The sequence below is a fragment of the Clostridium sp. C2-6-12 genome (genome assembly GCF_009928485.1).
Taxonomy (GTDB): domain Bacteria; phylum Bacillota; class Clostridia; order Clostridiales; family Clostridiaceae; genus Clostridium.
In genome coordinates this window covers 1-12,686 of the sequence record NZ_JAABNP010000068.1, presented here as the reverse complement: position 1 = coordinate 12,686, position 12,686 = coordinate 1, and the positions used below count along the sequence as shown (strand labels likewise).

The following is a 12,686-nucleotide window of genomic DNA, read 5'->3' as shown; positions in this document are numbered from 1 at the left end:
AAAAATTGCTGGTTTACTTAAATGTATTTATCTTATTCTGTTCAATTTTCAAAGATCTTGCTGCACTCAAGCAGCTCATTTATCATATCACCTTGTCGAGTTAATGTCAACATCTTTTTTTCTTTCTCAACATTTTCGCTCAACTTCCGTGACAACAAAAACTATTATATCATCATATCTGCTATTCACTTTGTATTTTACCCCATTTCTAAATAATTATTCTCTATATTCTCTTTATTTCTTTTTTTTCCTCATAAATACGCACAAGGATACACCAGGAGATGTTTAATTGTATTTTCCTCTATTCTTTACCATATTCCCACTCTATCTTCTGGATTTACATACATTTTATCTCCCTCTTTTATATTATAAGTTTTATAAAACTCCTCAAATTGTGATAAAACTGCATTTACTCTAATTTTTTTTGGAGCATGAGGATCATTATTTAATAAATATTCTCTTAATTCCTTTGTTGAAACCTCTCTCCAAATAATTGCATAATTTTCAAACAACTCTTTTAGATTTGCATTTTCATTTTTTTTTGCTATATCCAGAACACACGCTATTCCCCCTAAATCACTTATGTTTTCTCCTACAGTTAAAAAACCATCTATACTTTTTCCCTCATTTGTTTTTAAATTGGAATAATAATCTATAACCTTTTTACTTCTCCTTGTAAATTCTTCATAATCACTAGCATTCCACCAATTCTTTAATTTTCCTGTTTCATCAAATTGAGCTCCCGTATTATCAAAAGCATGAGTAAGTTCATGACCTATAATAACTCCAATTCCACCAAGATTTTTTTCCCTACTGGCATTTTTATCATAGAAAGGTTGTTGCAATATGCCTGCTGGAAAAACAATTTCATTGTTTAAAGCATTATAATATGCGTTTACTGAACACGCTCCCATATTCCATTCACTTTTGTTGACTGGCTTATTTAATTTAGAAAATTCCTTTTTGCATTGCCAGCTATATATATTTATTACATTCTCAATCAAAGATCCCCCTTCATCATAAGACTTTATTTCTATATCACTAAAATCATTCCATTTATCAGGGTATCCTACTTTCACATTTATATTTTTTAATTTATTAAGTGCTTTATCTTTTGTTGCTTTGCTCATCCAAGATATGTTTTTTAATCTATTTTGAAAATTTTCTATTATTTCTCCTGATATATTTTCCACATCAATTTTAGAAGTCTTATCGAAATATTTATTAACATAGATTTTACTTACTAACTCGTTTAACTGTTCATTAATAAATTTTATTCCTGACCCCTCATTAAATTCAACAGCATCAACACCATAAAAAATCTTTTTTAATTTATTCCCTGCTTCTCTATGTTCATTAGTTAATAAGTTATCTGTGCTTAATAATACATTTGTTTTTAAAAATCTCTTTATCTTATCTGTATTTTCTTCTATCATTAATGAATTTATCATATTTAATAGCTTTGGATTTTCTACTATTACTTTATCAGTTTTCTTAATTTCTAGCTTAGATAATAATTTATCAATTCCTATATTAGGTGTATTTTTCTCCAATTGCTTTATTGTATATACGTTATAAGATTTTTGTATTCTATTTTCATCCTTAGCTTCTTCTTCGTATGATGGAATATATAAAGAAATTTCCTTTTCTAGATTATAAAAATTTTCTGCATCTTTTCTTGCTTCTTCTTCATTTTCACCATATAGCATATGTAATTTTCTCAAATAATCTATATAAACTTTTTGTATATCTTTATTTTCGCTTCTATTGTCCTTATAATAAAATGAATTTCCAAGACCAAGGCTATTACGGCCTATATATAAAATATTTTTACTGCTGTCTTTATAATCAGGACTAACACCCAAATTAATTAATCCTTGAAAATAAGAGAATTCACCATTCCACAATATTTCTTTTGCATCAGAAATACTTTGTAAATTATTTACTTTTTCAATGTACTTTTCTATAGGTTTTATACCTAACTCATTTCTTTTTTTCATATTTAAATAATTATTATATAAATTTAACACTTTTATCTCATCACTATTTTTATCATAACTGTCCTTATCTTTTTGTATTCCTAAAATTATGTTGTATATATCATTACTAACCTTTCCATTCACTTCTTCAAAAGTCCCATAAGAAATACATCCTTCTTGAAGTTTAGCACTTGAAAGCCATTCTTTATTTACTACATCATAAAAATCATCTTGTAATCTAATTTCATCATAATTTTCTATTTGATTAGAACTGGAAATATAATTATTGTTAAAAACCAAACTGTACGCATAATTATTTAAATTAGCTGATATAATCAAAAAAATCACTATTAATGATATTGTCTTCCTTAGTAATTTATTCATTCAAAATCCCCCCTTTACATTTTTCACTATAAATATTTTGTATTTTCTTATGGAAAGTTGTCTAATATTAGTATTTAATTTATTGCTAGAATTAATACATTGTTTTTCAAAATTAATCCTTAATTTTTTCTGTACAATAAAAAGAAACCACCTCAAAAATATTCACTACTTTCGAGATGGTTTTAATCATCTATAATCTTATTAAAATTTCAAAAAATTGTTAATAATTAATTTATGATACTACTCCTGCAATTATAATTCCAATGGCAATCATAAACCCTGCTATAACAATTGCTACAGCAACATTCTTTTCTTTTAATTCATGATTAAAGTCTATTTTAGTTAATACTAAATCAAAAAACCAATATCCAAAAATCAACAGCACAATACCTACAATTCCAAATACAAAACTTATTCCCACATTACCTAAAACATTATTCATCTAAATTTTCCTCCTCATTATTTATTTGCTAAAAACTCATCTTACCCTTGCTCGAAGAGTCAGTAAGAATAACGAAATCTCAGATTTCTATATCTCACTTAATATATGTAGACATATATATAGCATTCTTATCAGTTATAAAATCTCCCATTCTTGTAAATACACCAGCTGGCTTATCTCCTGTTATATATAACCCTATTACAGGAAATTCATATTTACCTTCTTCTTTTATTGTTGAATATACATTAGTATATAAAGGTCTAATATTAACTCTATCTTGAAATATAACATCTTCTTCTGCTTGTTGAAATTCTCTATCACAACTTAATTCAACTCCTGCACCTTCTCTAGAAAGATAAGGTTTAATTACAAAGTCAGAAGATATTTTATCATCCATTTCTAAACATGTATATGGAATATATTCTAGAATGAAATTTTCTTCCTCATCAGAAAAAAATCCTTTCCCTATAAGCTCATAAATCACTGCAAAAAGTGCTTTAGATTGAGTTATTAAAGTATGTCCTGGATTTATTAAATAATCTCCAGAACTTAGAGGTTCAATTATGTCTCTCATTTCCTCTTCATAATAAAACCAATCTAATGGATAATACCTATATATTCCTTGAATTTCTTCCCCATATAAATAAATTTTACTATCGATAACTTTTAAATCATATATATTCCCAAATACAATATTATATTCTCCAAGTTCATCTAATATTTCAGCTATAAGCTTACTCGTATATATATCTTCATAATACCATGAAGTTACAACTGCAATGTTTTTAATAGGTTTAATTTTTTTTAGATCTTTTAATATTAAAGAAAATGATTTTTTTATAAACTCTTTAAAATTATGATTTGGATTCTTGTATTCTATGTTAAGCTTTTCTTTGATTATTGAACTTATCCCTAAGCTTTCAACTATACCTGCAGGTGTTTCAGAATTAAACTCTAAAATTTTTAGTTTTCCATTATTATCTACTGCAAAATCTATTCTTCCTAGTGCACAGAGTTCTTCGGTCAATGAAGTAGAAACTAATTTATACAATTCTTCTGGTATTCCCAAAATAGGTCCAAAAAGCTCCATATTTTTTTGAATATAAGGATATATCCGTTTTAATATTTTGCAAAACTTATAGCCTGCACTTAACATTTCCTTATATGAAGTTTCTTTTATAATTACTGAATTTAGAGAAATGTATTCATAAATATTAGTGTATTCACCAGTGAAATTATATTTAAAAGCAGCCTCTTCTAATACCTCTTCCAAAAGCTCTTTTCTGTTACTCAAATTAATTTCTTCAATCGAAATAGGAAAAGCTTCAACTCCAAGAGGGCACATCCAAGTATAATTATCATTAGTTAAAAAATCTTTGCTCCATCTTACTAAAAAGCCTTGTGTCTTATATTTTATCATATAGATACCAAAATTTCCAAAAGCCAATACTGGAATATTCGTATTATAAGGGTTTGGCTTATAAGTATATTCTTGTTTAATATTTATTAAATCTTGCTTTATATGTATCTTATTGCTTTCACAAACAATTTTAATTTGCTCTTCCCACTTTTCCTGGGTATAAAGCTTGCCAATATAAACTTCCTGACTATATCTTCCTAATGAAGATTTAACAACATATCTATCTTTATTGTTTACTACTTCTTCTAGATTATCTGCTTTTAATATTTCAGTGTAAGGAATGCATTTTCTGATAATATTTTTATCTTCTAAAGAAATTAATTTAGAATCTTCCTCTACTAATTTCCACAAATAAGCGAAAAATCCTTTAGCTTGAATAGCAATAATTCTAGGATCATTTATCAATAAGACGTTCTCTTTATCAACACAATCTAATATTTCATTTACATTAGAAATTTCATAAAAAAATTCTGTTGGAAATAATCTTAATATTATTGGCAGCTTAATAGATGAATATCCATATACACATCCATCTTTAACTGATAAATTGCTTGGTCCTACTTGTACTATATTAATATTAGTATTTTTCAAAATATGTTTAAAATAATAACTATGATGTAATTCTTCATAATGACAAGGGTCCATTAAAAATCCCACATTAATTTTATCCTGGGGATCCTTTGAGCCAGTATAATCACAGCATATTTCTACTAATTCATTAATTAAATTTTCTATGAAATTTTTATTTAAATTTCCATGAAAATTGCCTTTTCCAGCCAAGTCCATTTCTTTTTGTCCACAAGGTTTATCATAATTAAACTCAGCAAAATATATATTATTTTCTTCATCTCTGAATGTATCATATCTTGTCCAAAACATAGGAGCTAAAGGGCATTTAAATTTGAATATTATATCTTTAAATTGAAAATCATCAAAATATTTAAGTAACTCTTTGTGTTCTCCTGTAATATCTTCTAGTATTTTTAATGATATTCTATTTATTTGTTCACTATAAAACACCATATTTTTATGAACAGCTTCATCGAAATAAAAGGGTATTTGGGAATGAACATGCTCCTCACCTAAAGCACTTACCATATAATTATCAAATAAAACATCTTCACTATATTTAATCTGCTCTTCCATGAAGCAACTCACATCCTATAACTCAAAACTATTAAACTATTATTCACGCATCATTTTATCAACTTATAAATTAGAAGCCTACGCTTTAAATTGAAGTTCTAATTATTAATTCTTTTTGAAAAACTAAAGGCTTTTCTCACTCAACCCTTAACTGGAAGAGCTTCCTCCCTTTGACCCCGAATAACCTGAAGACTTCCCGCTTGAAGAGCTGGTTATCCCGCTTTTACTTCCACTTGATGAATCTCCACTTATAGTTGAGCCATTACTTGAAGAAGAACTAGAACTTGATGCTCCTCCACTAAATCCATGATAACCTCCAGAGTATCCTCCAGATCCAGTTCCTCCTCCATTTTGTTCTTCATCTTCCTTTTCTTTTGGCTGAGGATTATAACAGCCTCCAATTCCTAATGGTCCACTAACTAAAAATGCTGTAGCTACAGCTATAGATAATGCTTTTTTCTTATTTTCCTTTACTAATTCCCTAAACTCTTTCATTATTACATCACCTTTATTATTTCTGCCCTTATATCTTTACTTATATAATTTACATAATCACTTAAATCTTCTTTTATATTATCTTTAGTTATAATAATAACTTGACTATATCCCAAATCTTTTAACATATTAACGTACGGTAGATCATCTTCCCCTATTCCATACTGATTATTTAGCTTATTTTTTAATTCTTCAGCATCTATATTTTCATCATATCTATCATATGGAATCATCATAATAAACTTATTAGTGTTTATATTTTTCAATTCAAATCCATTATTAATTAATTTATTAATATTATCTTTAGTTCCAACCACCCCAAATGGATGAAATAAAAGATTTATATTTAAAATTGGCTTTATAGAGTATTCATTATTTAAAACTAAACTTAAATTAATAATTTCGTTAAGAGGTAAGTCAATTATAAGAAAATTATCTTCTTGAAATTTTTCCATAATAATATTTAGCGTCTGTGGATTATATTCAATCCTATTTTCTTTTTCAAGGTTAAAATCATCATAGGTTTGCAATGAAACAAATGGGGTACTTCTAAAAAATCCTCGAAATGGTCCTAAGTTGGACTTCCATATCCTATAGACATTTCTTAAATCTACTTCCTGAAGCTTCATATAATCCTACCTTTCATATGTTACAGCATAAATTCCATCTAAAGATATACTTTGTTTAAATCCATCTTCAGTTATAAAAACAAAGTGACTATCTCCACATTCGCTTTCACATACTTCTCCCTTAAAACTAATTTCTGGAGTAGAATTCTGCCAAGATTTAATATTAGAATATACATTAATTTCTTTTGCATAAGATAAAAATCCATAAGGAAGTTTATATATGATTGCAAAATTGTTCTTTAAGGAAAATATCTGCCTATAACTTTTATGATCATTAACCGTATTAATTACTAAAATTCCATTATATATAGAATTAACCTCTCCTTCGAGAATTTCTGTTGGTTTATCTTCAAACCACTCCTCATAAGTCTTGTAAATAAAAATTTCCATCTTTACCCCACATCTAATCCTTACTTCTAAATTTATACTATTATTATAATATATAACTATATAATTAAATACTTAAATTAACCATAAATTTGTTACTGTCACCCATTTGTAGGTTATCTTTTCTTTCGCTTAATTAATCTATAGCCTTTTCTAATTAAATTTAAATAAAACTCAGGAATAGGAGGATGATATTTATAACAAAAGCTGAAAACTACTTAACACATAGTTTACAGCTTTGTTAAAATTAATTTTTAGTTGTTTCTTACTCCATTTTCATTAACCTTATGACCATCAGGTGTTGTACAGTTCACATATAACTGTCCATCTTCATTAAAACCATAATATGAACCATTAATCAAAAGCCATAATGGTTTGTCTTTTTCTCCTCTTACTCTCATGCAATTTGAGTCTAAATAATATTTATGACCATTAGCTGAATCTGTGTACCAAGTATTTTCAAGAGCATATCCTGATGAATTAAAAATATACCATTGTCCATTTATATATTTCCATCCATTATCTGCTGTATAATAGTACCCATTATTAGCATCAGTACAATACCACCAGCCTACATTATTTTGATTCCACCCTAGTTTTGCTTTATTTAAACATTTAGCTATACCATTATATAATCCTTGTGCTAACTGGTTTTGATAACTATCATCACTTAATAACCTATCCTCTGCTGGATTAGACATAAAGCCCATTTCAATTAATACTACAGGAACCTTTGACCAATTAAAGCCTGTTAAATCGCTTCTTTCAACCACTCCCCTGTTCTTCATCCCCACATATGAAACTAGCTCATTTAATATAGTTTGTCCATATTCTCCACTTATACTGCTTATATTTGCAGCATATCCTACTGGCGCTGGAACAAGCATTGACGCACCAGTTATACTTTGATTATCCATTCCATCACAATGCAATCTAATAACTAAATTTGCATTGTTATTGTTTCCAACTTCTGCTCTTTCAATATTTCCAGGAGCTTCAGATGCTTGTGTTTTTGTCATTATAACAGTATAATTTTTTTGCTCTAATAAAGCTTTTAATTTTTCTGCTACCTTTAATGTAACCGCATATTCTGGAACTCCAGTTGCAACACCTTCTGTTCCTCCTCCATCCTTTATTTTAGTTATGCTGGAATCTGGTGATTGAAGCTCATATCCCTTATTTCCTCCTGCTCCATGTCCTGGATCAATAACAACCACCTTATTTCCTGATGCAAATGCAGCTTTATCACTTGGAACAAAAATCATAGTTCCAGCAAAAACTGCTGCTGCTAAAAAAAACGTTACTAATCTTTTCATTTTATCCTCCATCCTAGTAGCTCAAATATTTACAATGCTGTTAAACATCATTCAATTTAAATTATTATTTATTTCTTATCATATATTTAAAATTTTATCATTATATATAGTTTATTTCTATTCATTTCTTCCATATTTCTTAAAGTATAATATTCTTTGGGCTATTTATGTATTTCTATTTTTATCCTTAAGCTTTTTAATATATTCTAAGCGTTCTTTAATACTTTTTTCAAGACCTTGATTTGTAGGCTGATAATATTGTTTGTCTTTGAGGTTTTCAGGCAAACATTGCATATTAGATACTTTATCCTTAGAATCATGAGCATATTGATAGCCTTTTCCATAGTCCAAATTTTCCATAAGCTTTGTAGGTGCATTTCTAAGGTGAAGAGGTACACCTTCTGCAATAGTGTTTTGAGCATCTCTTCTTGCATTTCCATATGCCATATAAAGAGCATTAGACTTAGGTGCTACAGAAAGATATACTACAGCTTGAGTTAAATGCACATTGCACTCAGGCATACCAAGGTAATGAACTGCATTGTATACTGCAATTGTCATCTCAAGAGCTCTAGGCTCAGAAAGCCCTATATCTTCTGAAGCAAATCTTATTAATCTCCTTGCAATATATAAAGGTTCTTCACCAGCCTCTAACATTCTAGCCAGCCAATAAACTGCTGCATCTGGATCACTATTACGCATAGACTTATGTAGAGCTGATATAAGATTATAATGCTCCTCACCATTCTTGTCATATAAAAGTGCCTTCTTTTGAATACAGCCTTCAATAACTTCTTTGCTTATTATAGTAGTTCTGCCTTTTATTTCTCCACTCATAACTGCCATTTCAAGTACATTAAGAGCAGTTCTTGCATCTCCATTAGAATATACTGCTATAAGTTTAATGAGCTCCTCAGAAATATCTATAATGCTATTGCCGTACCCCCTTTCATCCTTTATTACGTTTTTTAATAACTTTATTATATCTTCTTTTTGTAAAGATTTAAGTACGAAAACCCTGCATCTTGAAAGTAAGGCTGAATTAACCTCAAAAGATGGATTTTCTGTTGTAGCTCCAATAAGAATAATGTTTCCCTTTTCCACGTGAGGAAGGAAAGCATCCTGTTGTGCTTTATTAAAACGATGAATTTCATCAACAAAAATTACAGTGCGTGTTCCCAGCATTTTGCTGAATTCTGCTTTTGCCATAATTTCTTTTATTTCTTTTATTCCAGTAGTCACAGCACTAAAAGTTATAAATTCTGCATTAGTCATACTTGCTATAATAGTAGCAAGAGTTGTTTTTCCAACACCTGGCGGTCCCCAAAAAATCATAGAAGTAATATTATCTGTTTCTACAAGCTGCCTTAACACTTTTCCTTTTCCTATAATATGTTCCTGACCAATATATTCATCAAAATTTCTTGGTCTAACCCTTTCAGCTAGAGGAGCTATATTTACATTTTGAAAAAGAGAACCTTGCATATAATCCATTAATTACACCTAATTTCTTAAATAATATAAGTACATATGTTCTATTTAGATAATTATAATCTTAATTACCATATAATTCAACAGGTTCAAATTAACTTTAAATATCACACTATGTCTCTTGGAATAAATTCATATAATCAAACGCTTAGCCTTATCCAGCTAAAAATAAGTAACAAAAAAATAAAATTGTAAATTGCCACCATTTTGACACAATAGAATAATATAATTAATTTATAACATTAATAAAGTTTTTTCATAAGTATCTCCTTATAAAATACTAAAGAGTAACATTCATATTCCCCTATGAATGTTACTCTTTATTTGCTTATGAATAAAATTATGGTAATAATCAAACATCCCTCTATAAATTTACATTTCTTAATTTATTTCATTGTTGACTATTCTTGATTTAATCACCTAGTTTTATTAAATAATCTTTAAAAGAATTACTTTAGTATGATGATTTATAATTCTTTATTTTTAACTTCACTATTAATTCTTTTTATTAATTCGGCTAATTCCATGCTTCCCTCATCTTCATTTTTTCTACTTCTTAAAGATACTTTGTTCTCCTTTTCTTCTTTTTCCCCAATAATAATCATATAAGGTACTCTTTCGTTTCTTGCTTCTCTTATTTTATAACCTATTTTTTCATCCCTGCAGTCAATTTCAATTCTTATTCCTTCTGCACTTAATTGCTTTTTAACCTTTTCTGCATAATCATTGAATTTATTTGATATAGGAAGAATTTTTACTTGAACTGGTGCGAGCCATGTTGGGAATTTTCCAGCAAAGTGTTCTATTAATATTCCCATAAACCTTTCGATGCTTCCAAATATAACTCTATGAATTACTATTGGCCTGTGCTTTTCTCCATCACTTCCCATATATTCTAATTCAAATCTTTGTGGAAGTTGAAAATCTAATTGAATTGTTCCACACTGCCAAGTCCTGCCTATACTATCTTCAAGATGAAAATCTATTTTAGGCCCATAAAAGGCTCCATCACCTTCATTCACCTTATAATCTAAATTTAGTTCATCCAATGCACTTTTTAAGGAACCTTCTGCTAATTCCCAATCTTCATCACTTCCCATAGAATCCTCTGGTCTAGTAGAAAGTTCAAGGCTATATTTAAAACCAAACTTTGAATATACTTCATCAATTAAAGCAATAACTCCTTTGATTTCTGATTTAATCTGACTTGGCAGCATAAATATATGTGCATCATCTTGAGTAAAAGCTCTTACTCTCATTAAACCATGTAAAGCTCCTGAAAGTTCATGTCTATGAACTCTTCCAAGCTCTCCAACTCTCATTGGAAAATCTCTGTAGGAATGAGCTTCTGATTTATAAACCAGCATTCCTCCTGGACAATTCATTGGTTTTAAAGCAAATTCTTCTTCATCAATCATTGAAGTATACATGTTTTCCTTGTAATGATACCAATGTCCTGAAGTTTCCCATAACTTTTTATTAAGCATTATAGGTGTTTCAACCTCAACATATCCTGCTTCATAGTGAAGTTTTCTCCAAAAATCAATTAAAATATTTTTTAATATTACACCTTTAGATAGCATAAATGGAAATCCAGGTCCTTCTTCTGCAAAAGTAAATAGTTTTAATTCCTTGCCTAATTTTCTATGATCTCTCTTTTTAGCTTCTTCTAAGTTGTGTAAATGAGTTTCAAGAAGTGTTTTATTTGAAAATGCTACACCATAAACTCTTTGAAGCATTTTATTCTTTTCATCGCCTCTCCAATAAGCCCCAGCTACACTTATTAATTTAAAAGCTTTAACATATTTTGTAGAAGGGATATGAGGCCCCCTGCAAAGATCAATAAAATCACCTTGCCTATATAAAGATATCTTTTCACCTTCTGGTAAATCATTAATAAGCTCTACTTTATATGTTTCTCCTCTTTCCTCCATAAGTTCTATTGCTTCTTCTCTAGAAACATCTATTCTCTCAAAACTTAAATCTTCACTGATTATCCTGTTCATTTCTGCTTCTATATTACTTAAATCTTCAGCTGATAATGGGTTTTCAAGATCAAAATCATAGTAAAATCCATTTTCAATGGAAGGTCCAATTGCAAGCTTGGCATCTTTATAAATTCTCTTAACTGCCTGAGCCATAATGTGAGCTGTAGAATGCCTTATAACTTCAACTGCTTTCTCATCCTCATATGTTAATATATTTACCTCATCATCATTCTTTAATTTATATCTCAAATCAACTAATGTGCTATTTACTTCCCCCACTACTGCTGATTTAGCTAAATTTTTGCTTATTGAAGATGCAAGGTCATAAACACTGGCACCATCAGAAATTTCTTTTATTGATCCATCTTTAAGTTTTATATTTAACATTACTTTTACCTCCTTCTTCAAGATTTGTTTATTATGATAAGTGATTTATTATTAAGATTATTAAATTTTTATACAAAAAAAGCACTCATCCCTAGCTTGGGACGAATGCATAATATCCGTGGTTCCACCCAAATTGAATTAAACAAATTCAATTCTTCTCAATATTTTTAACGATTTTCACCGATGACATTTCACAAATTCTTGCTACTAAACCATAGCTCCAGGGTAGTTTTTCTTATAGTCATATTTAGGAATGCTTACAGTCGATGACATTCCCTCTCTGAAAACTGTATTCTATAATACTTTTCCCTTTCATTGCTCACTATATATTTAATTTTTAAGAGTTTCGTGCACTTGCTCTTATTAATATAAGATATTACCACTTTATAAGTTTTTTGTAAATACATTTTTTATTATTCTTTATGCTAAGCATTTAAAAAACTTATATTTTTATCCACATATTTTCTTTGATTTTTTGTAATTATCCACAAAAAACTCTATATTTGTTAATATTCTTGTGTATAGTTATTTCAATGCAAAATAAAAAAGATAGTTATTTAAACTATCTTTTATCTTACCTCGCAACGTCCTACTCTGCCACACAGTCACCCGTGCAGTACCA

At 28.7% G+C, this 12,686-nt stretch carries 9 protein-coding genes and 1 other annotated feature; all 9 genes read right to left on the bottom strand.

Annotated features, from left to right (window positions below):
• Positions 1-308: 308 nt before the first annotated feature.
• Complete coding sequence (locus GXK56_RS26900) at positions 309-2,363, bottom strand: M13 family metallopeptidase (RefSeq protein ID WP_160693290.1); 2,055 nt, start codon at positions 2,361-2,363, stop codon at positions 309-311.
• 232 nt (positions 2,364-2,595) lie between these two features.
• The gene (locus tag GXK56_RS26895; protein ID WP_160693288.1) at positions 2,596-2,805 is read right to left on the bottom strand and encodes a DUF350 domain-containing protein; all 210 of its coding nucleotides are present in this window, start codon (positions 2,803-2,805) and stop codon (positions 2,596-2,598) included.
• 94 nt (positions 2,806-2,899) lie between these two features.
• Entirely contained in the window at positions 2,900-5,371 is a 2,472-nt protein-coding gene (locus GXK56_RS26890; protein ID WP_160693286.1) for a glutathionylspermidine synthase family protein, read from the bottom strand.
• A 147-nt stretch (positions 5,372-5,518) separates the two neighbouring features.
• Complete coding sequence (locus tag GXK56_RS26885; protein WP_160693284.1) at positions 5,519-5,866, bottom strand: hypothetical protein; 348 nt, start codon at positions 5,864-5,866, stop codon at positions 5,519-5,521.
• A 2-nt stretch (positions 5,867-5,868) separates the two neighbouring features.
• On the bottom strand, positions 5,869-6,495 hold the full coding sequence (locus GXK56_RS26880) for a normocyte-binding protein (protein ID WP_160693282.1): 627 nt from the start codon (positions 6,493-6,495) through the stop codon (positions 5,869-5,871).
• Between the two features lie 6 nt (positions 6,496-6,501).
• Entirely contained in the window at positions 6,502-6,885 is a 384-nt protein-coding gene (locus GXK56_RS26875; protein ID WP_160693280.1) for a hypothetical protein, read from the bottom strand.
• Positions 6,886-7,136: 251 nt separating this feature from the next.
• Positions 7,137-8,198, bottom strand: a complete 1,062-nt coding sequence (locus tag GXK56_RS26870; RefSeq protein ID WP_160693278.1) for an N-acetylmuramoyl-L-alanine amidase — start codon at positions 8,196-8,198, stop codon at positions 7,137-7,139.
• A gap of 165 nt (positions 8,199-8,363) precedes the next feature.
• The gene (locus GXK56_RS26865) at positions 8,364-9,692 is read right to left on the bottom strand and encodes a replication-associated recombination protein A (protein WP_160693276.1); all 1,329 of its coding nucleotides are present in this window, start codon (positions 9,690-9,692) and stop codon (positions 8,364-8,366) included.
• A gap of 464 nt (positions 9,693-10,156) precedes the next feature.
• The gene (gene thrS / locus GXK56_RS26860; protein ID WP_160693274.1) at positions 10,157-12,064 is read right to left on the bottom strand and encodes a threonine--tRNA ligase; all 1,908 of its coding nucleotides are present in this window, start codon (positions 12,062-12,064) and stop codon (positions 10,157-10,159) included.
• A 94-nt stretch (positions 12,065-12,158) separates the two neighbouring features.
• Positions 12,159-12,389: a binding site (T-box leader), on the bottom strand.
• Positions 12,390-12,686 lie beyond the last annotated feature (297 nt).

What these genes read in the sequence shown, in the direction of transcription:
- GXK56_RS26885 (WP_160693284.1), bottom strand. Translation starts at nt 5,866, where the DNA reads ATGAAAGAGTTTAGGGAATTAGTAAAGGAAAATAAGAAAAAAGCATTA.
- thrS (WP_160693274.1), bottom strand. Translation starts at nt 12,064, where the DNA reads ATGTTAAATATAAAACTTAAAGATGGATCAATAAAAGAAATTTCTGAT.
- GXK56_RS26900 (WP_160693290.1), bottom strand. Translation starts at nt 2,363, where the DNA reads ATGAATAAATTACTAAGGAAGACAATATCATTAATAGTGATTTTTTTG.
- GXK56_RS26875 (WP_160693280.1), bottom strand. Translation starts at nt 6,885, where the DNA reads ATGGAAATTTTTATTTACAAGACTTATGAGGAGTGGTTTGAAGATAAA.
- GXK56_RS26865 (WP_160693276.1), bottom strand. Translation starts at nt 9,692, where the DNA reads ATGGATTATATGCAAGGTTCTCTTTTTCAAAATGTAAATATAGCTCCT.
- GXK56_RS26895 (WP_160693288.1), bottom strand. Translation starts at nt 2,805, where the DNA reads ATGAATAATGTTTTAGGTAATGTGGGAATAAGTTTTGTATTTGGAATT.
- GXK56_RS26890 (WP_160693286.1), bottom strand. Translation starts at nt 5,371, where the DNA reads ATGGAAGAGCAGATTAAATATAGTGAAGATGTTTTATTTGATAATTAT.
- GXK56_RS26880 (WP_160693282.1), bottom strand. Translation starts at nt 6,495, where the DNA reads ATGAAGCTTCAGGAAGTAGATTTAAGAAATGTCTATAGGATATGGAAG.
- GXK56_RS26870 (WP_160693278.1), bottom strand. Translation starts at nt 8,198, where the DNA reads ATGAAAAGATTAGTAACGTTTTTTTTAGCAGCAGCAGTTTTTGCTGGA.